We start from the raw sequence: 23484 nt of genomic DNA, 5'->3' as shown, positions 1-23484 counted from the left end.
CCGATCAGAACTGATTCAAGAAGCGCACGTCATTCGCCCAGAAGTAGCGAATGTCCTCAATTCGGTGGAGCAACATGGTGATTCGCTCCAGCCCCATCCCAGCAGCAAATCCGCTGAAGACCTGCGGGTCATAACCGCCGTTTTGGAGCACGGTAGGGTGGACCATCCCACAGCCCAAGATCTCCAACCAGCCTGAACCTTTGCACACCGTGCACCCCTTACCCCCACACACAAAACACTCCACATCCATCTCGGCACTGGGTTCCGTGAAGGGGAAGTAAGAGGGACGCAATCGAGTGCGCGCCTGCTCGCCGAAGAGACGGCGGGCAAAGGTATTCAGAGTGCCTTTCAGATCGCTGAAGGTGATGTTCCGCCCAACCGCCAGCACCTCCACCTGGTTGAATTGGATCTCGGAGCGAGCACTGATCTGCTCATAGCGGTAACACATCCCCGGTAGGATCACCCGAACCGGCTCGGGTGCCCGCTCGCGCATCACGTGAATCTGCCCCGGCGAAGTGTGGGTGCGCAGTAGCACGCCGGGGATCGTTGTGTAAAAGGTATCCCACAGGTCGCGCGCCGGATGATGAGCCGGCATGTTCAGCAACTCGAAGTTATATGCATCGCTCTCCACCTCGCGGCTGCGGTAAACCTGAAAGCCCATTTCGGCAAAGATGCGCACAATGCGGCGCAGGGTGCGGGTAGTGGGATGCAGTCTCCCCTGCTCTGGCCGCCGCCCCGGCAGGGTCACATCCAGGCGCTCACTTTCCAGTGCACGGTGCAGGGCTTCGGCCCGAAGGGCTGCCGCGCGCTCTTCCAGTGCCGCCTCCAGCGCCTGCTTAACCTGGTTGGCGCGCTGACCGACCTGGGGGCGCAACTCTTTAGGCAATTGGCCCAGGCGCGAGAAGACCTGCATCAGAGGTGCATTCCTTCCCAAATGTGCCACGCGCCAGGCCTGCAAAGCCGCCTCGTCGCTGACCATTTTCAACTCTTCCAGGGCACGCGTTTGTAAGGCGTCCAGTTCATTGATCTCGGGAATCTCACTCATCGAGTAACCTCCACGAAATAAAAATCCCGTCCCGGCCAGGGACGGGGTTACATGCCCGCGGTACCACCCTGATTGGCTGTGAAGCGACACAGCCCGCTCAACCCAACGGCCACCTGGGGGTGGCGATTGGTGTGCCCATTAACGGGGGCCAATCGGCTCAGACTACTTGCCTGCGCGGTACAGTGCCATCTCTGGGCAGGTTTCACCTGAGCGGCTCAGGAGGGAACTTCGGTCGGTTTCCGGCGAGCCGGGGTCGCAGCCCTTGCCCCAGCCTCTCTGGCGCGTTCCGCCGACTTACTTTCCTCCGTCAGCGCCATTCACTTCCTAGGGGTGTTAGAAAACCTGGCTTTATTATCGGCAAAAGCCGGGGGTTGTCAAGGGAAAGACGTTGCCAGAACCCACCCCTTGGGCTAAAATCGTAACGCTATGGGTTGGGAGATTTGGGGCCATACCTGGGCGGTTAACCTGCTACAGGGGCATTTACACCAACAGCGCTTGCGTCACGCCTATCTTTTCTGCGGACCGACGGGGGTAGGCCGGCGCACTCTGGCACTGCGCTTCGCTCAAGCACTTAACTGCCCCGCGGCCCCGGAAGCCGGACAGCCCTGCGGCACCTGCCGCACCTGCCGCCAGATTGCCCAAATGGCCCACCCGGATTTATTCCCTGTCCAGGCCGAAGGCGGTGGCATGCTCAAGGTCGAGCAGGTGCGTGCCCTTCAGCACGATCTGCAACTGGCCCCCTACGAAAGCCCCTACCGGGTTGCCTTGCTACTCAACCTGGAACGGGCCACTCCCAGCGCCCAAAACGCCCTCCTGAAAACGCTGGAGGAGCCCCCCGCCCATGTGATTCTCCTGATCACCGCCGAAGCCCCTGAGGCATTATTACCCACAATTGTCTCGCGCTGCGAAGTCCTGCGCCTGCGCCCACTACCGATTGCTGACCTTGAGGCCATGCTTTGTACCCTTCAGGGTCTGCCCCCTGAATACGCCCGCGAACTGGCCCACCTTGCGGGTGGACGCCCCGGTTTGGCGCTGCGTTTTTACACCGAGCCGGAGCGCTATCAAGAACACCAACGCTGGATTCACGATGGGCTTTACCTGCTAGGTCAAAAGCGGTTGGAACGCTTTCAGTACATTGAAAATCTCAGCCGAGACCGCGAGAAAATGCGCGCCGCATTTCAAGCCTGGACCACGCTCTGGCGGGATCTCTGGTTATGCGCCGCGAATGCCCCAGTACCTTTGACCAACCTGGCCTTCGAGACCTCCATCCGTACGCTAGCCCATTCCCTGGATGAGGGACAGGCGGCGCGATGTCTGGCGGCGCTGGAGCAAGGGATTGCCTACCTGGATGCCAATCTAAACGCCCGTTTGCTGGGAGAAACTCTGCTCCTCGGCTGGCCCCACCTCACCATGATCACAGACGAGATTCGGGCATGAAAATCACCCTGGCAAAGCCAGGAAGACATGATATAATTACGATAAATACGGTCCTATTAACCCGACCCTAAAAGGAGCCCGCTCATGTACCCAGAGGCTGAATTCGATGCTTGCGGTTGCGGTGGTCAGTGTGGTTGCAGCGGTGAGCACGGGGCGATGATTGCCCTCACGCGCGAAGAGTATATCCAGCGCCTGGAAGCCTACCTGCGCGAACTGCGTGCTGAAATCGAGGCGGTGGAACGCGAATTGGCCGAATTGCGCCAGGTCGCCTAGCCACCCCAAACATGGTCTGATGGCCCGATCTCCCCAGAACGCGGGGAACGGGTCAAACCTCACCCTATTTCGGTGATAAACGGCGCTTGACACAGCGCCGTTTAGATTTAAGATAACATTCAATATGATGAATATGAATGAGAATAGCGCCTTTACCGATCCCTATGATTCGCTTGCTGCCCTCTTTCGCGCCTTATCTCACCCGGCACGCTTGGCGATTTTAGAGGTGCTGCGCGAGGGCGAAGCCTGCGTGTGCCACATTGAGACGTTGCTGGGGCTCCGCCAGGCTTACGTTTCGCAGCAACTGATGCTCCTGCGTCAGAGCAGGTTGGTGAGCATGCGGCGTCAGGGTTGGAACGTGTTTTACTACATCAGCGACCCGCGCGTTTTCGAGGTCCTGGATCAGGCCCGAGCCATGCTGCCCGCCCCGCTCCCACCTCTACCGCGCACACCAGCAAGCCAGTGCACCTGTCCGAAATGCCGTATTGCTCCCCAGATGCAGTGACTTCTGGGGGTACGCATCCATACGGTTGAAGCCGGCAGAGATCCCACCGGCTCATCTTTTTGCGAAGATTATTTTAAACAAAACGCATCGAGGAGAAATTTCATGGATTGGGGCTCCACTTTACAGTCTGTTTTCTGGTCGGGATGGATCAGCCTGCTCGATTACCTGGCTGCCCACGTCCTTTTATGTCTTTTACCGGCTTTCATAATTGCCGGCTATATGAGCGCAATGATCCCCAAGGAAGCCATCACGCGCTACCTGGGTCCTCAAGCCTCTAAGTGGGTCAGTTACCCTGCAGCCGCCTTCGGGGGTTTCATCCTGGCAGTTTGTTCATGCACCATTCTCCCCCTCTTCGCCGGCATCTGGAAGCGCGGGGCCGGCCTGGGACCCGCCGTAACGTTTCTCTTCGTAGGCCCGGCCATTAACATCCTGGCACTTACCTACACAGGTGCCGCCATTGGGTTTGATGTGGCGCTCGCCCGCTTGATCCTGTCCATCTTCTTCGGAATCATTATCGGCTTGATCATGGCCTGGCTCTTCCGCAAAGAAGAGACGCTCGCCCGAACAGGCACCGCACTCTTTGAAAGCGAGGTCAAGGTGCGTCCGGCGATTTGGGTGGTCTTTGGGTTGCTAATCGCCATCTTGATTGCCGGAACCCTGCAAATACCGGCCCTGACGAGTGTTTACGCCACCCTGCACCTTCCCTGGCATCTCTCACCGGGGCTTCTCACCGCGCTGGAACAGGCCCACTTGACAATCCAGGGTGCGGGGCTGATTGGCCTACTCCTTCTCATCGCCTTTCTGGCGTGGAGGGGTTTTGAGGCCATTGAAAGAGGCCTCTCGGGCTGGGCCGTGGGCGCCATCCTTGCCATCGGCGCAACCATCTTACTGGCAGCAACAGTGACTCAAAGCGGAAGCCTGACCATTGGGTTGACAGGGCGGTTTTTTGCCCTTCTGGCGCTTGTCATCGCCTTAAGTTGGGTGGCCACACGCGCTTTTGACCGAGACGAGATAAGCAACTGGATTGCTGAAACCTGGAAGTTCGTCAAGCAAATCTTTCCCCTGCTGATTGTAGGTGTTTTTCTAGCCGGCGCTGCCAAAGCCTTAATCCCCGAGGCCTGGGTGCGGGCCGTGGCAGGCCAGAACACCCTCTGGGCGAACCTGGCCGGGGTGCTTTTTGGTGTGTTCATGTACTTCCCGACCCTGGTAGAGGTGCCGGTTGCACGCATGTTCCTGGATCTCGGCATGGCCAGAGGGCCGCTCCTGGCCTACTTGCTGGCTGACCCGGAACTTTCTCTCCAGTCCATTCTGGTGCTCAACGGGATTATGAAGGGGAAAAAGACCGCCACTTATGTTGGCCTGGTAGCAGTCCTGAGTACCCTGGCAGGTTATCTCTTTGGTGCTGTTCTGGCGCGCTGAAAGAGGCTAACACCCGTTCTTAGAAAGTCTCTCTAAAAAACCGCTCCTTCCTGCCCACTCCAGCCGCACAAACCTTAAGGGCAGCCATCAGGGGTGGGATTTGCGCCGCCAAACCCTGGGCTAATCCTCTGATCCAGACGTGTGTTCCTTAGGGCTGAGCCGGGTGCGCAGGTTCTGGTATGCCGTATCCCCCAACAAATAGCGCAGTTCCTCCTCGAAGAGGTCTAAAAGAGGCTGCGCCTGGTCTGCCCAGCGCAGGCAACTGCCCGGCTCCTCAGCCAATGCCGCCGCCTCATCCAGCGTGATACGGCCATCTTCGTCCAGGTCCAGCGGATGCAGAATGCAATAAAAGGGCTTAAAGCGCCAGGGGTGCTGACCCGCCGCTTCGCCCGCCACCTGAAGTGCACATTTATAATCGGAGCGCAGGAATACGCACGCACTCCCCGCATAGTGGCCGGGATCGGGTCGCACCCGTGTATGTAATACCCACCCGCTGGGCACAAAGGCATCCGCCTCACGACGACCATCCAACCAGCGAGCCGGATCGCGCCAGCCCGGCGGTAAATGCGGTATGATTAAAGCCGCATGGGCGAGGATCTCCCGCCATTCGCCTTCATCCAGCCATACTCCGTAGGCACAACACGCCGCTTTGCACTGCGGCCAGTCACAGCGACGAAGGGGTTCGCTTGCCAGAAGACGCGGGTGGATCTCGCGCATAGCGCTCCTATTTTATCGTACTTTTTAAGCGTAGGCCGAGAAGGAGGTCAAGATGAAACTGGCGGTTGGAGCAGATGAAAGGATCTACGTGGTTGAAGAGGTGCTTAAGTACTTAGAGGCAGAAGGCCATCAGGTCACGTATTATGGGCCTCCGGTGGGTGAAAGCTACACCACACCCGAGACGTATTGGCCCGCAGTGGCCCGCCGCGTAGCCGAAGCGGTAGTCAGCGGGGCGGCAGATGAGGGCATCTTATTTTGCTGGACCGGTACCGGCGTTAGCATCGCCGCCAACAAGGTACCCGGCATTCGCGCCGCGCTGTGTGTGGATGCCGAAACGGCCCGGGGCGCCCGCCTTTGGAACAATGCCAACGTGCTGTGCTTGTCGCTGCGCCTTACCTCCTGGCCAGTGGCGAAGGAAATCCTCACGACCTGGTTTCAAACCCGCTATCAGCCCAACCCCACCGATGATGCTTGCCTGGCACAGATTACCGAACTGGAAGCGCGCCAGACCCCAACTGCGCCCTCGGCCGGGAACGATTTGACATAAAAAATCGCCCCATACCCGGTTGTGCTAGGGGGATAAAAATCTGTAAAATAAGGTTAAACGGTTTGAAAAGGAGGCCCCATGCCTGCATTAGATGAGGTTTTAGCCGTGATTTTGGGAGGCGGGCGGGGTACCCGTCTTTTCCCGCTCACCCTGCTGCGCTCCAAACCGGCCGTACCCATTGCTGGCAAGTACCGCCTGATTGATATTCCCATTAGCAATTGTATCAACTCAGGCATTTTCCGCATTGCCGTGCTCACTCAGTACAACTCCGTCTCTCTGCATCGTCACATCACCAATACTTACCAATTCGATAACTTCCATCGCGGCTGGGTGCAGATTTGGGCGGCAGAACAAACCCTTTCCAGCAGTGATTGGTACCAGGGTACAGCCGATGCAGTGCGCAAACAGCTCTTTGAAATCCGCGCCACCCGAGCACGGTATGTACTCATCCTGGCCGGTGACCACCTTTACCGCATGAATTACGCGCCCATGTTCCGCCAGCACCTGGAGAGCGGGGCTGAAATCACCGTGGCCGTCAAACCCGTGCCCACCTCCGAAGCCCCACGCTTCGGCATTCTCAAGCGCGACCTGACCGGGCGCATTGTGCGCTTTGCCGAAAAGCCCAAAGACCCCGACTTGCTGGCTGAAATGGTGAGCCGCGACGATCCCGAACGCCCTTATATCGGCTCTATGGGCATTTACCTCTTTAACACTGAAGTGCTGGTGAAACTACTGGAAGAGCATCCGGAATTCGATGATTTCGGCGGGGAGGTCATTCCCTATGCCATTAATTATCATCATGTCTACTCCTACGATTTCGATGGCTACTGGGAAGACATTGGAACCATCCGTTCCTTCTATGAAACCAACCTTGCCTTGACCGATCCGAATCCACCCTTCAACTTCTTCGACCCAGAATTTCCCATTTATTCCCATCCTCGCTTTCTCCCCGGTTCAACCATTGAGCGCAGTGTGCTGGAAAACGTGCTCCTGGCAGAGGGGTGCTGCATTCGCAACGCGGAGATCCGCCGTTCGGTCATCGGCCTGCGCAGTCGCATCCGCAACGGAGCGCGCATCGAGAACACCGTGCTCATGGGGGCCGATTATTATGAGAAGGTCGGTTGTGAGGATTACGATGAAACCATGCTGGGGATCATTCCCATCGGCATTGGACCCGGCTGCGAAATCTCGGGTGCAATTATTGACAAGAACGCCCGCATTGGGCGTGGCGTGATTATCCGCCCCTTCCCGCGCGGTACCGACCTGGATGGAGATGGCTGGGTGGTGCGTGATGGCATCGTGGTGATTCCCAAAGACGCTTTGATCAAACCCGGAACTTATATTGGCCCGGAACTCAAACCCTCAGAACCAAAGGTGCAGGTGGCAGGAGAAAAAGCCTGACCTCCTTCAATCCCAACAACGTTTATAGGGAGAAACCCTACCAACAGCGGGTGGGGTGGTGGTATTCATTCCCGGCAGATGAGAGTAGAATTAACCGTTGGGGCGCCCCAGGTTACCTCCCTGAGGGAAGCCTTCCTTTTGTCCTGCTTCAGCGATTACGACATGGAGATTGCGCATGACGGCTAATTCACTCACCCCCACCCCTTCACTGGCTTCATCGCTGCCACCCGCTGACCTAAACATTGCCTGGCACGCCCTCAACGCACATGAAACCATTCGACGCCTGCGCACTCCCCTGGAGAGCGGGCTGACCACCGAAGAAGCGGCGCGCCGTCTGGCGCAGTTTGGGCCTAACCAGCTGGCCGAAGCCAGGCGTCGTACCTTCCTGCAGATGGTCGTTGCCCAACTAAAGAGCTTTGTGGTTATCCTGCTCATCGTGGCCGCGGTGATCTCGGGTATCATCAGCATTTCACAACATGAGCCTCTGGTAGATTCGGCGGCCATCATTGCCATTGTGATCCTCAATGCTGTGCTGGGGGTGATCCAGGAGAGCCGTGCCGAGCAGGCTCTGGCTGCCCTGCGCCAGTTGGCAGCGCCGGAAGCCCAGGTCTTGCGAGATGGACGACGCCAGACCATCCCCGCACGTGATCTGGTACCCGGTGATATTGTCTTTCTGGAAGCGGGCAACTACGTCCCGGCTGACCTGCGCCTGCTTGAAGCCATCAACCTGCGCATTGAAGAGGCTGCACTAACGGGCGAATCCATCGCAGTCGAGAAGGACGCGACCAGCCTGCTCCAGGAAAACGCACCGCTTGGCGATCGTAAGAATACCGCTTTCATGGGCACCCTGGTGGTGTATGGCCGCGGGCGCGGGGTCGTGGTCAGCACCGGAATGCGCACCCAACTAGGCATGATTGCCACCCTGCTTCAGAGCATGGAAGAAGAAGAAACCCCCTTGCAGCGCAAACTGGATCAACTGGGCCGGACTCTGGGCATTGCTGCGCTGGTCATTTGTGGGCTGGTTTTCCTCACCGGCATCTTGCAAGGGGGCAACATCCTGGAAATGTTCATGGTGGCAGTCAGTTTGGCGATTGCCGCCGTACCGGAAGGTCTGCCGGCCATTGTGACGATCAGCCTGGCCCTGGGTATGCGTGAGATGATCCGGCGCCACGCGCTGATCCGCCGCCTCTCTTCGGTAGAAACACTGGGCTCTGCCACGGTCATTTGTTCAGATAAAACCGGCACGCTCACTCAAAACGCCATGACCGTCACCCGCTTATGGGTAGATGGGACCTTCATCGAGATCAACGGCAGGGGATATGTGCCCGAAGGAGAATTCACCATCAACGGCCAACCCGTTGATTTCAATGAGTACCCCGCCGTCCTTACCGCGCTGTGGATCGGCGCTCTCAACAATGATGCTGTGCTTGAGGTCAATCCCAACAACGGCGAAAATGCCTACCGCGTAGTGGGCGATCCCACCGAGGGCGCTCTGCTGGTGGCAGCGGCCAAAGCCGGCGCGCTTCCAGAGCAACTGCAGATGGCTTACCCACGCGAGGACGAAATTCCCTTCGATTCGGTGCGCAAACGCATGGTAACCGTCCACGCCGTGCGCGCCCCTCGTGCTGATGATGCTTCCCCCTTTAATGAGACGATCTCCCCTAACGTGCATGTAATTACCGTCAAAGGGGCACCCGATGAGGTGTTGCGCTTGTGCCGCTACTACCAGGATCGTTACGACCAGCCCCAACCACTGGATGAAGCGAGTCGTCAGCGCATCTTGCAAGCCAATGACGCCATGACCCGCGAGGCATTGCGGGTCTTGGGTGTGGCCTACCGCGTGGTCCCCACTCTGCCGGAGCACACCGAGCCTGAAGCCCTGGAGCACGATCTGGTCTTTGTGGGCCTGATCGGAATGATTGACCCGCCTCGCCCCGAGGTGATCCCCGCTTTGCAGAAGGCCACCCGTGCCGGCATCCGCACCCTCATGATCACCGGCGACTACCCCAATACAGCCCGCGCCATTGCTGAGGCCATCGGTTTACTGCACCCGCACCATCAAGTGCTGACGGGTGCGCAACTGGATGCCATGGACGATGCCACCCTACAACATGAAGTGCAGCGCACGGATGTTTTCGCACGCGTCTCGCCCCAACACAAATTGCGCATCGTTGAAGCCCTCAAGGCTAATGAGGAAATCGTAGCCATGACCGGCGACGGCGTCAACGACGCTCCGGCGATCAAGCGGGCCGACATTGGCATTGCCATGGGCATTACCGGCACAGATGTTACGAAAGAGACCGCCGACATGGTACTGATGGACGATAATTACGCCAGCATCGTCGCCGCGGTAGAGCAGGGGCGCATTATTTACAGCAACATCCGCAAATTCGTTTATTACCTTATCTCGTGCAATCTGGCTGAAATATTTATCATCTTCCTTCCCACTGCCTTTGGACGCTGGCTCTTCCCCGTGGCGGGAAGGGTGCTCTCACCGCTTCTGCCCATCCAACTGCTCTGGCTCAATCTCATCACCGATGGCGCGCCCGCGCTGGCGCTGGGCACGGAGAAAGGCGAACCCGATATCATGGACCACCCACCTCGCCCCCCCAAGGAGCCCATTATCAACCGGTTCATGCAAATCGGGGTAGCCGCGCAAACGGTTGCCATTACCGCTGCCACCCTGCTTGCTTTTAGCCTGGGCCTGCGCCAGGACACCACCCTGGCAGGGACACTGGCGTTTGTCACCCTCTCCAGTTCGGAATTACTGCGCGCCTACACCGCCCGCTCCGAGCGCTACCCACTGCTGAAAATCGGGGTCTTCAGCAATCGCTGGATGAACCTGGCGGTACTCAGTTCGATGGCCCTGCTATTGATGGTGGTGTATGTGCCTTTCTTTAACCCCATCTTTGCCACGGTTCCTCTCACCTGGGAGCACTGGAAACTCATCTTGCCCCTGATCTTTCTGCCTGCTGTGGTAGCCGAGATCACCAAAGCAGTGTTAGGAATGCGTAAGGTACAACGTTGAGCGGCAATGATACAATTAACACACATCCCTCTCATTCCTCATCTTTGGAGGCAGGCTTGACTCAGACGCTCACGATCACCATCCCAATGGCCGGCTTCGGCACTCGCATGCGCCCCCACACCTGGAACAAACCCAAGCCCCTTCTTCCTCTGGCGGGTAAGACCGTTCTGGATTATGTGCTGGCCCAATTCAATACCGTGCCTTCCCACTATTCCGTGACGTATGTGTTCATCGTAGGTCCCGGTCAGCAGGCGCCGGTAGAAGCCCACATGCGCCAGCACCACCCCGACATGAAGGTGCACTACGTGGTGCAGGAGGTCATGCGTGGACAGTCAGATGCGCTCTACCTGGCGCGCGAGTTCTTGCACGGCCCCGTGCTGATGGCATTCTCCGATACCCTCATTGAAACCGATCTATCCTTCCTCTCACACACCGATGTAGACGGGATCGCCTGGGTGAAACCGGTGCCGGATCCACGGCGCTTTGGCGTGGCTGAGGTCAACGCCGAGGGCTGGGTCACCCGGCTGGTTGAGAAGCCCCAAGACCTCTCGAACAATTTGGTGGTGGTGGGCTTCTACTACTTCCGCAGCGGCGAGGCGCTGGTAGAGGCCATTGAGGAGCAAATGCGGCGCGGACTGGCACTGCGCAATGAGTTCTTCCTGGTAGATGCCATCAACATTCTTCTCGAGCGCGGCGCGCGCTTCCGCACCCAGACCGTTGAGGTCTGGCTGGATGCCGGTATCCCCGATGCCCTGCTGGAAACCAATCGCTACTTGCTCGAACACGGGCATGACAACAGCGCCGAGGTGGCGCAACGCCCCGGCGTGGCCGTGATCCCGCCAGTCTTTGTTCACCCCGAAGCCCACCTGCAAAACGTGGTCGTCGGGCCACACGTATCGGTGGGACGTGGGTGCGTTTTGGAGTCGTGCGTGATCAGCGATAGCATTTTAGATGAGGAAGCCCAGGTACGCGAGGTCGTGCTGAAAGCCTCCTTGCTGGGGCGACGCACGCGCGTTGAGGGATCGGCCCAGCGCGCGAATCTGGGAGATGATGCATGGGTGAGATGAACCCCGAGCCGGTGGAATGTCATTCCGGTTATGAATATGCCGAACGCCCTATCGCCATTCATTGGGAAGGGGAACGCCTGGAGGTTGACGTCATCGAGGAGCGTTGGCGCATCCCCGGTGGAAAGTGTTTTCGCATTCGGGTTCGCGATGGACGGCGTTTTGAGTTGTTTTACGGCGAACTTTACGACGAGTGGCGGGTTAATCCGTTATAAGATCTCATTATTGTAAGAAGGAGCCAGAGCACCATGTCTTCCACTTCCTCCACCTTTCCCACCGCCTCTACACGCACCACCTACCTCTCACAGCGCGTGGCCAGCCTCAAGCCCTCCGGCATTCGGCGCTTTTTTGACATTGCCGCCACCATGAAAGACGTCATCTCCCTGGGCATCGGCGAACCCGATTTTGATACGCCCCCCTCGGTGATTGAGGCGGGTATTCAGGCCTTGCGCAGTGGTCAAACCCATTACACCTCTAATGCCGGCATCCTGGAATTGCGCCAGGCCCTGGCCGCCCATCTGGAACGGCTTTACGGCGTGAGTTACGATCCCCAAACCGAGATCATCATTACCGTGGGTGGGTCGGAAGCTCTTTATCTGGCGGCCACCGCCCTGCTTGACCCGGGTGATGAGGTCATCATCCCCACACCCTGCTTTGTCTCCTACCAGGCCCAGGTATACCTGGCGGGTGGGGTACCCATTGAAATTCCCTGCCGCATGGAAGACAACTTCGATGTAAACCCGCAAGCCATCGAGGCGGCCATTACTCCGCGCACCAAAGCCATCCTGATTGGCTTCCCCAACAACCCCACCGGAGCCGTCGCCACCCGTGAACGCCTGCTGGAGATCGCCCGCCTGGCCGAGAAACACGATTTGATCGTCATTTCAGATGAGATTTACGACCGCCTGGTCTATGCGGGTCATCAGCACGTCTGCTTCCCCTCCTTGCCAGGGATGAAAGGACGCTCACTCCTGCTGGGGGGATTCTCAAAAGACTACGCCATGACCGGCTGGCGCATCGGCTATGCCTGTGGTCCCCAGCATCTGATGCAGGGTCTGCTCCGTGTGCACCAGTACACGGTGATGTCGGCCCCGACCATGTCGCAGATTGCCGCACTGACGGCCCTTTACGACCGCGATGAGGCAGTGCAGATGATGGTTGAAGAATACGACCGCCGACGCCGTCTGATCGTCAGCGAACTAAATCGCATGGGGCTGCCCACCTTTGAACCCAAGGGAGCCTTCTACGCTTTTCCCAAGGTCAGCGTGACCGGGTTGGATGATGAAACCTTCGCCCAGCGCCTGCTCCAGGAAGAACACGTTGCCGTGGTGCCCGGTTCAGCATTTGGAGCCGGTGGGGAGGGCTTTGTGCGTTGCTCGTATGCCACCGCTTACGAGAAGATCGAGGAAGCCCTGCGCCGCATTGAGCGCTTCCTGAAACGACTATAAAAGTGCCGAGCGCACCTCCACCCGGTAGCAGAATGGGGTGCGACGAGCCCCGCATCTTCCCCAGGTGGCTTTTCCGGTTGCTTCATCCCCGGTCAACCGAATACGGGCTAATCTGACCCAATCAGCCGTGATATAATCCGCGGTTAAATCACGGCTTGGAGGAGGTGTCATGGCCTACCAATTGATTCAGGTTCCCCCCGCCGGGGAAGCCATTCAATTCTCAGAAGGACGACTTCACGTTCCCGATAACCCCATCATTCCCTATGTGGAGGGAGATGGCACAGGGCGGGATATCTGGCGCGCCGCCGTGCGCGTCTTTGATGCTGCCGTTGCCCGCGCCTACGGCGGCCGACGCAAGATTTACTGGATGGAAGTGTATGCCGGCGAGAAATCCTTCCGCCAGTTCCACACCTGGTTGCCGGATGAAACCCTGCAAGCCTTTCAAGAATTCAGAGTAGGGATCAAAGGTCCGCTCACCACACCCATCGGGGGCGGCATCCGCTCCCTGAATGTGGCACTGCGCAAGGCTCTTGATCTTTACGTCTGCTTGCGTCCGGTTCGCTACTTCGAAGGCGTTCCCTCGCCGGTGCGCCAGCCCGAACTGGTAGATATGGTCATTTTCCGTGAAAACACTGAAGATATCTACACCGGGATCGAATTTCAGCACGGTACCGCCGACGCCGAGCGCTTTAAGGCCCTCTTGCGAGAGCACTTCCCCGATCAGTTTGCCAAAATCCGCTTTCCAGAGACCGCTGGCTTCAGTCTCAAGCCCATCTCGGTGCAGGGTACCGAGCGCTTGGTGCGCGCCGCCATTCGCTGGGCTTTGGAAAACCGCCGCCGCAGTGTGACGCTGGTGCATAAGGGCAACATCATGAAATTCACCGAGGGAGCCTTTCGTGACTGGGGGTACGCCCTGGCCAAGCGGGAGTTTCGGCACCAAATCGTCACCGAACGCGAAGCCTGGATTCTTTCCAACCGCGAGCAGAATCCCAATCTGAGCATCGAGGAGAATGCCCGCCTGATCGAACCGGGCTACGATATGCTCCCTCCTGACCAGCAAGCAGCAATACGAGCGGAAGTTGAAAACACCCTGGCCACCCTCTGGCCCACCCATGGGGACGGCAAATGGAAGCACCTCCTGCTCATCAAAGATACCATCGCCGATGTAACCTTCCAGCACGTGCTGACCCGCCCACGCGATTTCGACGTCCTAGCCACCCCCAATCTGAATGGGGATTACCTCTCCGATGCCCTGGCGGCACAGGTAGGCGGAATCGGCATCGCCCCCGGTGCCAATATTAACTTTGAGAGTGGCCATGCCATCTTTGAGGCCACCCACGGCACTGCCCCCAAATACGCCGACCTGGATAAAGTCAACCCGGGCTCGGTGATTCTTTCGGGGGAGATGATGCTACGCTATCTAGGCTGGCACGAAGCCGCAGACCTGATTATCAAGGGAATGGAGGGCGCCATTTCAGCCCGCACGGTGACTTATGATTTTGCCCGCTTAATGCCCGATGCCACCGAAGTGCGCTGCTCCGAATTTGGCGATGCCATCATCCACCATATGGCAGATTAAGGCAGAGCAAGGAGATCCCCCTGGCCAGCGCGGCAAGAGGCGGCCCAAAAAAATTCCTGCGCATTTTGACTTGAATGCACAAAATATTTTCGCTACAATGAAATACACATTAAATTTGCATGCAGGGAGCATGTTGCACGTGGGCTAGACACCGAAGAAAAGGAGCGCGCAATGGACGTCATCAAGGTCAAGGCAAATTCCCGCACCGCAGCCGTAGCAGGAGCCATCGCTGGCGTAGTCCGCGAGCACAAACGTGCCGAGGTGCAGGCCATCGGCGCCGGCGCCGTCAACCAGGCCATCAAAGCATTGGTGCTGGCCAGGGGGTATCTGATGGAGGATGGTATCTCCATCGTGTGCATCCCCGAGTTTGTGGATGTGGACATCGAAGGGAAAATCCGCACCGCGATTAAACTGATTGTTGAACCACGCTGAACCCTGCCTCCCCTGAGCGCGCAGTGAACCAGCAAAGTTCAGGCGACCTCTGCCGGATCAAACCGTACTTCTTCCTTACCGGTTAGTTTCTCCTGAACCTTTTGCAGGACCAGTTCAAAATGGCGGGGGCGTGCAACGTAGTCCAGGTCATCGGCGGGTACCGTCAAGACCGGACAGAGGGTAAAACCTGCCACCCACGCCTCATAAAGCGCATTGAGCCGTTCCAGGTAACCGAGTGGGATTTCTCGTTCATAGGGACGGTGGCGCTGAGCAATGCGCCGCTGCAGGGTCGCGGTTGAGGCGCGCAGGTAAATCATCAGATCGGGCGGGGTCAGGCAATCACATGCCGCTTGGTAGAGCGCCCAGTACGTAGCATAATCACGTTCACTTAGCGCCCCTTGCAAGAAAAGCCCGTGAGCAAAAATCTCCGCATCCTCATACAGACTGCGATCCTGCACGGCTGAATGAGGACTACGTTGAATTTGGAGGTGAATGCGCAGGCGATGAGCCAGGAAAAACACCTGCGAATGGAACGCCCACGCCTGCATATCACGGTAGAAATCGCTCAGGTAGGGGTTTTCGATCTCCGGCTCGTAATAAGGTTGCCAGGCCATGCGCTCGCACAACAAGCGCACCAGGGTAGATTTTCCCACCCCAATATTACCTGCCACAATGATATATTTTTTCATTTGCTGAGTTTCCCTGCCAGTTCCAGTTCGATCACTTGCTGAAAGACCTCAAACGGCTGTGCGCCCAGCAGGGCAATCCCGTTGATGAAAAAGGTGGGGGTGGAATTGATGCCCAGGTCAACCGCATAGGCGTAATCATCTTCCACCTCGCCCTGGTAGCGCCGTTCATCCAGACAGGTGGTGAACTGTTGCATTTTCAAGCCCAGGCGCTCGGCATAGGCCAAATAGGCTTCTCGCCCCAAAGTAAGTTCCCCGCTGAAAAGCAGGTCGTGGAACTCCCAGAATTTGCCCTGCTCGTTGGCACAATTCGCCGCCTCGGCAGCCGGCCCAGCCTCCGGATGAATACTATACAGCGGAAAATCGCGATACACCAGGCGCACCTTATCCCCATACGCCGCCTGAATCTTCGGCCAGACCTGAACATGCCAACGTTGGCAGTACGGGCACTGAAAGTCGCTGAATTCAATGATCGTGATGGGCGCATCCGCCGGTCCATATACCGGGTCATCATCCACCGGCACATCGTAACGAGTCACCTGACGCGGTGTGTCCGCCTCGGCTTGTTGAGCAGCCAGTTGGGCTTTCAGACTGGCAACCTCGCGCCCCCAGATTCCATAACCTGCCGCCAATCCCAGCAGGAAAGCGGCCAGGCCAAGCCCCACCACTACCCAACGCCGGGAAGGCCTGGGCTGTGGCGTAGAAACAGGGGGACTGAATGAGTCGGGAGTCTCCGGTAGCGGCATTGATTCACTCATGTGTGTCGTCATCCTCGGTTTCAGATTCGCTTTCAGGAGCCAGGCCCAAACGACGTGCCTGCTCGTAGGTCAGAGCCTCGGGCGTGAGCGGAGGCGCCGCTTCCCCTTCAACAGCAGCCTCCCAGAAGGCATCAATCGCTTGCGGATCACCCGGTAGAGGGGGCTGCTGCAGGCTTTCCATCAAAGGCTCCAGTTCGGGTGCTTCGGCCGGTAGAACTTCTTCTGGAATGACCTCTGCCTCCACACCGGGGGGCAGGGTCAGGGGCGGTTCAGGAGGCGGTGTAGCGGTAGTCACGGTGAGATAGGGTGCGCCCATCTCGTCCAAGATCCGCGCCACCTCCTGCGCCGCCTGGAGCACCGCCTCAAAAGCCAGCGGCAGACGTACGGTGCTCTCCGCGGCCGGGGTCACCAGCACCAGTCCAAAGACCCCCACCGGCGCAAAAATCACATCTACTTCAGTGCCCTTGAAGGCCATCACCCCCTGGGGTGGGCCGGGACGAATCAGGCGTGAGACCTTGATTCCCGCACTGAGCGCCGTCATCAGTGGAGGGATCCACTCGGGCTCGAAGTAAGAGGGTAACCAATCTCCCGCCTGGGCCACAATGTGACCGCGATCATCCAGCAAGTACACGGCTAACGCGTTTAAGGTCTGGCGCAAACGCCCCAACCGCATCGAGAGACGAGGACCTTCTTCCTTCTCTACCCTGGCTTCAGCAAGCGACGGCGCAGACGGGGTTATTCCCAGTACCTTGGCAACCGCATCTAGAAACGTGCCCATGCTCAGCGGCTTGCGCAGAAAATACACCGCGCCCGCCTCCTGAGCACGGTGCGCCAATCCCTCCTCCGTTAATGCCGTGATCAGAATGCAGGGAGTTTGAGGAAAACGCTGGTGTAATTTGCTGACCAGATCCAGCCCCGACATTCCCGGAAGGCGAATATCAGCGATCAACAGATCGGCATGCTGGCGCGATATCTCCAACAGGGCTTCCTCTGCCGAGGGCATTACCTGGATATCCAGAGCGGGGTCAAGGGTCAGCAGGGCGCTGCGCAACATGCGCCCCAGTTCTAGCGTATCTTCGACAATCAATACCCGGCGCACGGCCATAGGCACTCCCCTGGCAAGGTTCGGTTGAGCCTATTATACAGGATTTTACCGCCGCAGAACGCCCCTCAAGGAAGGAGTTCTCGAGCAGGTGAATTACCCCTAAACCTTCAGACAGACCGCATCGGAACACTTTTCTATGCGGATGGGGGCAGTTCGGCAAAAGTCAGCACCCCCTCAGCCTCCGGATGGGCAGAAAGATGCTCTATCCCGCTTTGGGCCGGGGAGAGTGGCACGAATAACGGGTAGCCATCGGGTGAGGTCTCGGTCATCGAAATCGGTACCCCAAAAGCGCGGCTCAGCAAGCCCGGCTGGAGGACCTCACGGGTTGTGCCCCAGGCCCACAGGCGACCTCCGACCAGAAGCGCCACACAGTCAGCGTAGCGTACCGTCAGATTCAGATCATGCAGCACCATCAGCACCCCTCGACGGGGGAGATCTGAGGTCATGCTGTTATCCGCCAGATGACGCAGGTGGGTTAGTAAGGCAATCTGGTACTGCAAATCCAGATGCGTGGTCGGTTCGTCCAAAAGCAGGAAAGGCGTCTGCTGAGCCAGCGCGCGCGCCAGCAAAATTCGTTGCAACTCTCCGCCGGAAAGTTCGGACAGGCAACGCTCCGCCAGATGCAGGGCTTCCACCTGCTCCAGGGCCTGGCGGGCCATGGCTTCATCACGCGGAGAAACCTGCCCCAGGAAATTCAGATAGGGAGTGCGCCCCAGGAGCACCGTCTGCCACACGGTGAAAGCAGGTGGTAACTGATTGACCTGGGGCACTACTGCCAGATACCGGGCACGTTGCCAGGGGGTCGCACGTATCAAGTCCAAGTCACCCACTCGAATAACCCCTGCCTGGGGGGCGATCAGGCCGCTGATAGCCCGAATCAGGGTGGATTTGCCGGCGCCGTTTGGCCCAATGAGGGCTACCACCTGCCCTCGCTCAAGGCTCATAGACACATCCTCCAGGATGTGTTGCCCCTGCAAGATGACTGTCACCCCTTCCAGGTATAGCCGACCTACATCGGCCTGGGAAGCATTTTCTGATTTCAATGGGGTGTTCATGCCACAACCTCCGCAAAACGAGCCTGCAACCAGGCTGCCGTCTCCATCATTGAGGGCCCATCATGGATCAGGTTTTGCCCTCGTTGCACCGTTGAGACCACAATCCGCATATCCGGTAAGCCGACATCCCACCCACGCATCCGCATAAGCGCCGCCGCATCAACCGGATACTCTGGCTCCGAGAAAAGCAACCATATATCGGGTTTTTGCTGCATCACAGCATCCAAATCCAGAGGGAGATACCCGGCAGGCTGAGACCCAAAAAGATTCTCCCCTCCCGCCGCTTCAATCAAATCGTGGATGAACGTTAGCGCCCCCGGTGTGCGTGGATGAGGGCCAAACCAGAGTTCAGCGTAGACCCGTGGGCGCGGCTGAAGCGCCCGCGTCGCCAGGTCGGCAAAACAAGCCTGCCAGCGCGCCACCAGGTTGCGCGCGGCCTGTACCGCCCCTACCAATCCCCCCAGCATCACGAGATTCTCCCAAATCCCGTACACGCTGTTGGGCAGTGGCAACACAAACACAGGCCACCCCTGCCGCACCAGGTGGAGCGCCAATGATCGCTGCACCCCAGTGGTAAGTAGTATCAGGTCCGGACGCACTTCTTGCAAGCGATCCAGATCCACTTTAAGGTAATCCCCCACTACCTCGGCCTGTAGGTCCGGAACATAGCGCCGACAGTAGGTTGAAACCCCCACCACGCGTTCTCCACACCCCAGTGCAAAAAGCGCCTCAGTCAGCCCCGACACCAGGCTCACAATCCGCTGAGGCGGAAAAGCCAGTTCCACCCTCTGCCCCAATGGATCACAAAACAAGCGCAATTTAGTCGCCATCTCATCCCACTCCCTGCACCTTGCTGCGGCGCAAAAGCCAGAGAAAGAACGGTGCCCCCGCTAATGCGGTGATAATTCCCACCGGCAGTTCTTGAGGGGCTAAAAGCACTCGTGCCAGCACATCCGCCAGTAGCAATGCTGTTGATCCACCCAGAACGCTCAACGGGATCAGGTAACGATAATCCGGTGTGAAGATCAGACGCATCACATGCGGCACGATCAGCCCGATAAAGCCGATGATGCCCGCAAACGAGACTGCGGCAGCCGTGCTGAGCGCTGCGGCAAGCAGAATCCAGGTTCGCACCCGAGACACGTTCAGCCCCAATTGCTGAGCCTGCTCGTCACCAAATTGGAGCACGTTCAGCGCATGCCCGCTGATCATCAGACCACCTAGCCCCACGATCAGATAAGGCAGCATGCCCCCCACCGCTGGCCACCCCCCCAGAGCGGCGCCTCCCAACAGCCACGCCAGGGCCCGCCGTAACTCACCAGTTGAACGCAACATCAAAAAGGAGGTCAATGCCGAGGCAAACGAGGAGACCGCTACACCCGCGAGAATCAGGTTGGCGGTAGGCAGAGCGTGACCACTGCGGGCCAATGCCATGACCACCAGCACGGTCAACATGGCCCCAACAAAAGCCATGGCCGGCACAGCCATCAACCCCCAAAATGAGTAGGGCCAGCGCAGGCTCATTGCCACAACCGCACCCAGCCCGGCTCCCGAGGCCACCCCAATCAAGTAGGGATCGGCCAGCGGATTGCGGAAAAGCCCCTGATAGGCCGCTCCACTCCCGCCCAGCGCCGCCCCGGTCAACGCAATCAGCACCGTGCGGGGCAAACGTATCTCCCACAAAATGGTGTGGTGGGCCGCATGAGTGGCCTGCCCGATGAGCGTGCGCCAGATTTCCGGCAGCGGAATGCTCACCGAACCCATTGCAGCGCTGAGCCCAAGCGCCAGTCCCAACCCAACCAGAAGCACATACCAGGAAATTGTTTTTTTCATCGTCATATCAGGTTGACCCCACCCCAAACCCGGGGTTCGGGATGGGGTCCAGCGTCTTTTACTTGAACAATTCGGGGTGGAAGATTTTAGCCAGATTCTCCAGGGCATCCACCAAACGCGGGCCGGGCCGGCTGATAAGGTCATCATCAAAGGGAATGACCTGTCCACTTTTCACTGCACGCAGATTGCCCCAGCCAGGGCGCTGTGCCACCGCCTCGGGTGTGGTGCCCCATTTGGTATCCCCAAGCAAAATCAGATCAGGATCGGCAGCCACGATTTGTTCCAGGCTCATCTGCGCCCAGGAGCTATCCAACACTGCTGCAATGTTGATCCCACCCGCACGAGCAATCAGCGCATCGTGGAACGAGCCTGGCCCTGCCGTCCAGGGTTTGGTTGGGTCTTGCGAAGCATCCAATTCATAAAAAACTCTGGGCCTCCGGCTCACCGTCGCAATCTTCGCATCTACTGCAGCCACTCGCGCCTTGAGACTCTCGATGAGAGCGGCGGCTTCATCCTCGTGCCCGGTCAGTCGTCCTACCACGTCCAGATTGGCATAAAGGTCCTCCAGGGTTACAGGATTGGGGACCAGGAACACCGTCAATCCAGCCTCTTCCATGGCTTTTACCTGCTCTGGAGATTGGATGCCCGCAGCCAGAACCAAATCGGGCTGCAATGCAACCAGTTGCTCCAGGTTAAGCACCTCCCACGTGGAGCCAATATCCGTCACAGAGGCAACCTCAGGAGGATAATCGGAGAACGCATCCCGGGCAATCACCTGTCTCCCTGCCCCCAGCGCGAATAGGATTTCGGTATTTGAGGGCGCCAGAGAGATGATGCGCTGGGCAGGTGCTTCCAGAGTCACCTCACGTCCCAGCCCATCAGTGGCCGAGATCTGCGCTACCGGCGTAACCGTTGGTGCTGGCGTTGCCGTTGCCAGGAGAACCGCCGTTTCAGTGAGGGTTGGGCCTGGCGTAGATACCTCGGGTGTTGCAGGAGCACACGCGCCAAGGACCCACCCAAGTAACACGAAGATGATCAAAAGTTGAGAAAATCGCTTCATTGTCCACTTCTCCTTTTGCATTTACCAACGCAATCGTGTCGGTTTACTAAGGTTTGGCCCTCTCGTAAGGCATACTGCCCCCGGCCAGCGGGCCAACTGACCAGGTGGGGGTTACATGAGGATAGGTATGATCTTGGCCGCGGCTCCGGCAATCAAAACGGAACCTCCCTGTCGTGAGGACAGGGAGGTGAGAGACCAAGGCCGCCAGAGCATCGGTTCCCACCTCCTTTCCGCGAGAGGTTGGCGAACCCCTACCGGGCGGGCGATCTGGCTTGGAGGGCATTCGCCCTCCTTACAGCTGCGGGACAGCACCGGACTTGCACCGGTTTCGCCTTTAAGCCGCTCCATCCGGGAAGACTGGCACCCGGCAGGTGTTATGAGGTTGTCAAACTAAAGTGATTGTAAGCAGGGAAAGGGGTATTGTCAAGAAAGGATTGCCAAATCCGGGTTTCCCGGCTATAATAAAGGTCGTCACGGGGCGTGGCGCAGCCCGGCTAGCGCGCTTGCATGGGGTGCAAGAGGTCCTGGGTTCAAATCCCAGCGCCCCGACCAGGAAGAGCCCTTTGGTGGATGAATCAAAAAGCCAAAGGGCTTTTGTTTTTTATCCCTTTGCTCCACCCCGCTTGCACCCTCCATATCCCAGCATCCGATTCCCTCGCTCCTCCACCCTTTACTCTGCTATAATCCTGTTAGCGGGGGCATCGCAACTTGCATTTCCCCTTCTTCCTGAATCATTCACAAGACCCCCAATGGAACTATTGCTGGGGATCCAACGTCATTATTTAGATAAAGATCCCGTGTTTTTATCCTGAATAATGATGCCAATATCTGGAAGGCAAGGAGGAGAAGATTATGAAAAAGGCATTCCCATGGCTCACACTGAGCATCCTGATCCTGGCCATGCTGGTTAGCGGGTGCTTCCCGCGTGAGCCGCGCCCCACCACCAACCAGGCTGCCACCTACGCGGCGCAAACCGTGGAAGCCCGCCTGACCGAGATGGCCCTACAAACCCTCATCGCTCAACTGACAGTAACGCCAGCCATTCCCAGTCCCTTCCCAACCGCCACCCCTGGCCCGCAGGAGGCCACCGCAACCCCAGCACCCCCAACGACGGCTCCCACCGCTCTGCCCACTCTGGTGCCGCCCACACCCACGGCGACCCCCATCCCCTGCAATTGGGCGAAGTTCGTCAAGGACGTAACCGTGCCCGATGGCGCCCAATTCCGCCCGGGTGAAGCCTTCACCAAGACCTGGCGCTTGCAGAACATCGGTTCTTGTACCTGGACGGCAGAATACGCCCTCGTCTTCGCCAGCGGCAACGCCATGGACGGCCCGGCCTCACAAAAACTTGGCACCACCGTGCGCCCGGGCGAGACGGTTGATATCTCCGTCAACCTCAAGGCTCCGACAAAACCCGGCGATTATACCGGCAATTGGAAACTGCGCAGCGCCGATGGCGTCATCTTTGGCCTGGGCCGCGATGCCAGCCAGCCCTTCTGGGTCAAGATTAAAGTGCGGGAACCCTCGCAGGTGGCCTTTGATCTGGCAGCAAACTACTGTGCAGCCGAATGGCGCACTTCCGCCGGTGTGCTCACCTGCCCCTCAAGCGGGATTGACACCACCAACGGCTCCATCACCATCAACAACGCTCCCAAATTGGAAGGAGGCCGCCAGGAAGATGAGCCGGCCCTCATCACCGTGCCTTCTGCCGGGGATGGAGGCTTCATCAGTGGGAAGTTCCCGACTTTCAAAGTCGCCAAAGGGGATCGCTTCAAGGCCATCATCGGCTGTCTGGATGGCGCCTCGAATTGCAACGTGATGTTCCAGTTGAACTACGTTGCCGATGGTGGCGCTGAACAAAACCTGGGCTCCTGGACGCAGACTTACGACGGCAAATGGGAGAGCCTGGATGTGGACCTGAGCAGCCTGGATGGCAAGTCGGTGCAGTTTATCCTCAAAGTGCTCAACAACGGCAACTCCCAGGATGACCTGGCCTTCTGGCTGGCGCCACGTGTGGTGCGCTAAAACCCTTCCACCCGGCCCTCTGCAACAACGGGGGCCGGAATTTTCAAAGTGGGCCTGAGTGCCCAGG

Annotated in this window: 22 protein-coding genes, 1 tRNA gene, 1 riboswitch and 1 other annotated feature; of the genes, 14 read left to right on the top strand and 9 right to left on the bottom strand. The window is 58.4% G+C overall.

Annotated elements, in window-relative coordinates; all coding sequences use genetic code 11:
- Positions 1-4: 4 nt before the first annotated feature.
- Positions 5-1036: a phenylalanine--tRNA ligase subunit alpha gene (gene pheS, locus SE15_RS00845; RefSeq protein WP_201778062.1), complete on the bottom strand. Its 1032-nt coding sequence runs from the start codon at positions 1034-1036 to the stop codon at positions 5-7.
- A gap of 43 nt (positions 1037-1079) precedes the next feature.
- Positions 1080-1365, bottom strand: a binding site (T-box leader).
- Positions 1366-1471: 106 nt separating this feature from the next.
- Here pheS and holB point away from each other — a divergent pair.
- The 4 genes from holB to SE15_RS00825 all read left to right on the top strand — a co-directional run bounded on the left by holB (position 1472) and on the right by SE15_RS00825 (position 4679).
- Complete coding sequence (gene holB / locus SE15_RS00840; RefSeq protein WP_054520214.1) at positions 1472-2482, top strand: DNA polymerase III subunit delta'; 1011 nt, start codon at positions 1472-1474, stop codon at positions 2480-2482.
- An 84-nt stretch (positions 2483-2566) separates the two neighbouring features.
- Positions 2567-2755 (top strand): hypothetical protein, encoded by a 189-nt coding sequence (locus SE15_RS00835; RefSeq protein ID WP_054520213.1) that lies wholly within the window; start codon positions 2567-2569, stop codon positions 2753-2755.
- A 133-nt stretch (positions 2756-2888) separates the two neighbouring features.
- Positions 2889-3260: an ArsR/SmtB family transcription factor gene (locus SE15_RS00830; protein WP_054520212.1), complete on the top strand. Its 372-nt coding sequence runs from the start codon at positions 2889-2891 to the stop codon at positions 3258-3260.
- A gap of 102 nt (positions 3261-3362) precedes the next feature.
- A complete protein-coding gene (locus SE15_RS00825; RefSeq protein WP_054520211.1) occupies positions 3363-4679 on the top strand; it encodes a permease in 1317 nt (438 codons plus the stop codon).
- Positions 4680-4799: 120 nt separating this feature from the next.
- Here SE15_RS00825 and SE15_RS00820 read toward each other — a convergent pair whose 3' ends face one another.
- On the bottom strand, positions 4800-5396 hold the full coding sequence (locus SE15_RS00820) for a DUF3109 family protein (RefSeq protein WP_054520210.1): 597 nt from the start codon (positions 5394-5396) through the stop codon (positions 4800-4802).
- A 52-nt stretch (positions 5397-5448) separates the two neighbouring features.
- On the opposite strand from SE15_RS00820, the gene SE15_RS00815 reads away from it, so the two are divergent.
- From SE15_RS00815 to SE15_RS00780, 8 genes are all read left to right on the top strand, one after another.
- Positions 5449-5943 (top strand): RpiB/LacA/LacB family sugar-phosphate isomerase, encoded by a 495-nt coding sequence (locus SE15_RS00815; RefSeq protein WP_054520209.1) that lies wholly within the window; start codon positions 5449-5451, stop codon positions 5941-5943.
- Between the two features lie 78 nt (positions 5944-6021).
- Positions 6022-7344: a glucose-1-phosphate adenylyltransferase gene (locus SE15_RS00810; protein WP_054520208.1), complete on the top strand. Its 1323-nt coding sequence runs from the start codon at positions 6022-6024 to the stop codon at positions 7342-7344.
- Positions 7345-7519: 175 nt separating this feature from the next.
- A complete protein-coding gene (locus SE15_RS00805) occupies positions 7520-10372 on the top strand; it encodes a cation-translocating P-type ATPase (protein WP_083461598.1) in 2853 nt (950 codons plus the stop codon).
- Between the two features lie 56 nt (positions 10373-10428).
- Complete coding sequence (locus tag SE15_RS00800; RefSeq protein WP_083461597.1) at positions 10429-11439, top strand: sugar phosphate nucleotidyltransferase; 1011 nt, start codon at positions 10429-10431, stop codon at positions 11437-11439.
- A complete protein-coding gene (locus SE15_RS00795) occupies positions 11427-11651 on the top strand; it encodes a hypothetical protein (RefSeq protein WP_054520207.1) in 225 nt (74 codons plus the stop codon). Before SE15_RS00800 ends, SE15_RS00795 begins: the two co-directional genes overlap by 13 nt.
- Before the next feature lie 33 nt (positions 11652-11684).
- On the top strand, positions 11685-12884 hold the full coding sequence (locus SE15_RS00790) for a pyridoxal phosphate-dependent aminotransferase (RefSeq protein WP_054520206.1): 1200 nt from the start codon (positions 11685-11687) through the stop codon (positions 12882-12884).
- 169 nt (positions 12885-13053) lie between these two features.
- Positions 13054-14463, top strand: coding sequence for an NADP-dependent isocitrate dehydrogenase (gene icd, locus SE15_RS00785; RefSeq protein WP_054520205.1), 1410 nt, complete (start codon positions 13054-13056; stop codon positions 14461-14463).
- Between the two features lie 171 nt (positions 14464-14634).
- Positions 14635-14895, top strand: a complete 261-nt coding sequence (locus SE15_RS00780) for a stage V sporulation protein S (protein WP_054520204.1) — start codon at positions 14635-14637, stop codon at positions 14893-14895.
- A gap of 38 nt (positions 14896-14933) precedes the next feature.
- Here the strand turns inward: SE15_RS00780 and SE15_RS00775 are convergent, their stop codons facing one another.
- From SE15_RS00775 to SE15_RS00745, 7 genes are all read right to left on the bottom strand, one after another.
- On the bottom strand, positions 14934-15584 hold the full coding sequence (locus tag SE15_RS00775) for a deoxynucleoside kinase (RefSeq protein ID WP_054520203.1): 651 nt from the start codon (positions 15582-15584) through the stop codon (positions 14934-14936).
- On the bottom strand, positions 15581-16339 hold the full coding sequence (locus SE15_RS00770) for a DsbA family protein (RefSeq protein ID WP_054520202.1): 759 nt from the start codon (positions 16337-16339) through the stop codon (positions 15581-15583). Before SE15_RS00770 ends, SE15_RS00775 begins: the two co-directional genes overlap by 4 nt.
- A complete protein-coding gene (locus SE15_RS00765; protein ID WP_054520201.1) occupies positions 16332-17444 on the bottom strand; it encodes a response regulator in 1113 nt (370 codons plus the stop codon). The genes SE15_RS00770 and SE15_RS00765 overlap by 8 nt, the downstream gene beginning before the upstream one ends.
- A 134-nt stretch (positions 17445-17578) precedes the next feature.
- Positions 17579-18499 carry an ABC transporter ATP-binding protein gene (locus SE15_RS00760; protein WP_054520200.1) on the bottom strand — a complete coding sequence of 307 codons (921 nt, stop codon included), beginning with the start codon at positions 18497-18499 and terminating at the stop codon, positions 17579-17581.
- Positions 18496-19329, bottom strand: a complete 834-nt coding sequence (locus SE15_RS00755; protein WP_054520199.1) for a helical backbone metal receptor — start codon at positions 19327-19329, stop codon at positions 18496-18498. The genes SE15_RS00760 and SE15_RS00755 overlap by 4 nt, the downstream gene beginning before the upstream one ends.
- A gap of 1 nt (position 19330) precedes the next feature.
- On the bottom strand, positions 19331-20332 hold the full coding sequence (locus SE15_RS00750; RefSeq protein ID WP_054520198.1) for a FecCD family ABC transporter permease: 1002 nt from the start codon (positions 20330-20332) through the stop codon (positions 19331-19333).
- Between the two features lie 58 nt (positions 20333-20390).
- Positions 20391-21392, bottom strand: coding sequence for an ABC transporter substrate-binding protein (locus tag SE15_RS00745; RefSeq protein ID WP_054520197.1), 1002 nt, complete (start codon positions 21390-21392; stop codon positions 20391-20393).
- Positions 21393-21632: 240 nt separating this feature from the next.
- A riboswitch (cobalamin riboswitch) is annotated at positions 21633-21775 on the bottom strand.
- A 91-nt stretch (positions 21776-21866) separates the two neighbouring features.
- On the opposite strand from SE15_RS00745, the gene SE15_RS00735 reads away from it, so the two are divergent.
- Positions 21867-21944: transfer RNA gene (locus tag SE15_RS00735), tRNA-Pro, on the top strand.
- A 300-nt stretch (positions 21945-22244) separates the two neighbouring features.
- Positions 22245-23417, top strand: a complete 1173-nt coding sequence (locus SE15_RS00730; RefSeq protein ID WP_054520195.1) for an NBR1-Ig-like domain-containing protein — start codon at positions 22245-22247, stop codon at positions 23415-23417.
- Positions 23418-23484: the final 67 nt, after the last annotated feature.

Origin of the sequence: Thermanaerothrix daxensis, assembly GCF_001306145.1 — a bacterium.
In the GTDB taxonomy this organism is placed as follows: domain Bacteria; phylum Chloroflexota; class Anaerolineae; order Anaerolineales; family Anaerolineaceae; genus Thermanaerothrix; species Thermanaerothrix daxensis.
The sequence above is the reverse complement of the archived record's forward strand: the minus strand, read 5'-3'. Positions and strand labels throughout refer to the sequence as shown.

What these genes read in the sequence shown, in the direction of transcription:
- holB (WP_054520214.1), top strand. Translation starts at nt 1,472, where the DNA reads ATGGGTTGGGAGATTTGGGGCCATACCTGGGCGGTTAACCTGCTACAG.
- SE15_RS00835 (WP_054520213.1), top strand. Translation starts at nt 2,567, where the DNA reads ATGTACCCAGAGGCTGAATTCGATGCTTGCGGTTGCGGTGGTCAGTGT.
- SE15_RS00830 (WP_054520212.1), top strand. Translation starts at nt 2,889, where the DNA reads ATGAATGAGAATAGCGCCTTTACCGATCCCTATGATTCGCTTGCTGCC.
- SE15_RS00825 (WP_054520211.1), top strand. Translation starts at nt 3,363, where the DNA reads ATGGATTGGGGCTCCACTTTACAGTCTGTTTTCTGGTCGGGATGGATC.
- SE15_RS00820 (WP_054520210.1), bottom strand. Translation starts at nt 5,396, where the DNA reads ATGCGCGAGATCCACCCGCGTCTTCTGGCAAGCGAACCCCTTCGTCGC.
- SE15_RS00815 (WP_054520209.1), top strand. Translation starts at nt 5,449, where the DNA reads ATGAAACTGGCGGTTGGAGCAGATGAAAGGATCTACGTGGTTGAAGAG.
- SE15_RS00810 (WP_054520208.1), top strand. Translation starts at nt 6,022, where the DNA reads ATGCCTGCATTAGATGAGGTTTTAGCCGTGATTTTGGGAGGCGGGCGG.
- SE15_RS00805 (WP_083461598.1), top strand. Translation starts at nt 7,520, where the DNA reads ATGACGGCTAATTCACTCACCCCCACCCCTTCACTGGCTTCATCGCTG.
- SE15_RS00795 (WP_054520207.1), top strand. Translation starts at nt 11,427, where the DNA reads ATGGGTGAGATGAACCCCGAGCCGGTGGAATGTCATTCCGGTTATGAA.
- SE15_RS00790 (WP_054520206.1), top strand. Translation starts at nt 11,685, where the DNA reads ATGTCTTCCACTTCCTCCACCTTTCCCACCGCCTCTACACGCACCACC.
- icd (WP_054520205.1), top strand. Translation starts at nt 13,054, where the DNA reads ATGGCCTACCAATTGATTCAGGTTCCCCCCGCCGGGGAAGCCATTCAA.
- SE15_RS00780 (WP_054520204.1), top strand. Translation starts at nt 14,635, where the DNA reads ATGGACGTCATCAAGGTCAAGGCAAATTCCCGCACCGCAGCCGTAGCA.
- SE15_RS00775 (WP_054520203.1), bottom strand. Translation starts at nt 15,584, where the DNA reads ATGAAAAAATATATCATTGTGGCAGGTAATATTGGGGTGGGAAAATCT.
- SE15_RS00770 (WP_054520202.1), bottom strand. Translation starts at nt 16,339, where the DNA reads ATGAGTGAATCAATGCCGCTACCGGAGACTCCCGACTCATTCAGTCCC.
- SE15_RS00765 (WP_054520201.1), bottom strand. Translation starts at nt 17,444, where the DNA reads ATGGCCGTGCGCCGGGTATTGATTGTCGAAGATACGCTAGAACTGGGG.
- SE15_RS00760 (WP_054520200.1), bottom strand. Translation starts at nt 18,499, where the DNA reads ATGAACACCCCATTGAAATCAGAAAATGCTTCCCAGGCCGATGTAGGT.
- SE15_RS00755 (WP_054520199.1), bottom strand. Translation starts at nt 19,329, where the DNA reads ATGGCGACTAAATTGCGCTTGTTTTGTGATCCATTGGGGCAGAGGGTG.
- SE15_RS00750 (WP_054520198.1), bottom strand. Translation starts at nt 20,332, where the DNA reads ATGAAAAAAACAATTTCCTGGTATGTGCTTCTGGTTGGGTTGGGACTG.
- SE15_RS00745 (WP_054520197.1), bottom strand. Translation starts at nt 21,392, where the DNA reads ATGAAGCGATTTTCTCAACTTTTGATCATCTTCGTGTTACTTGGGTGG.
- SE15_RS00730 (WP_054520195.1), top strand. Translation starts at nt 22,245, where the DNA reads ATGAAAAAGGCATTCCCATGGCTCACACTGAGCATCCTGATCCTGGCC.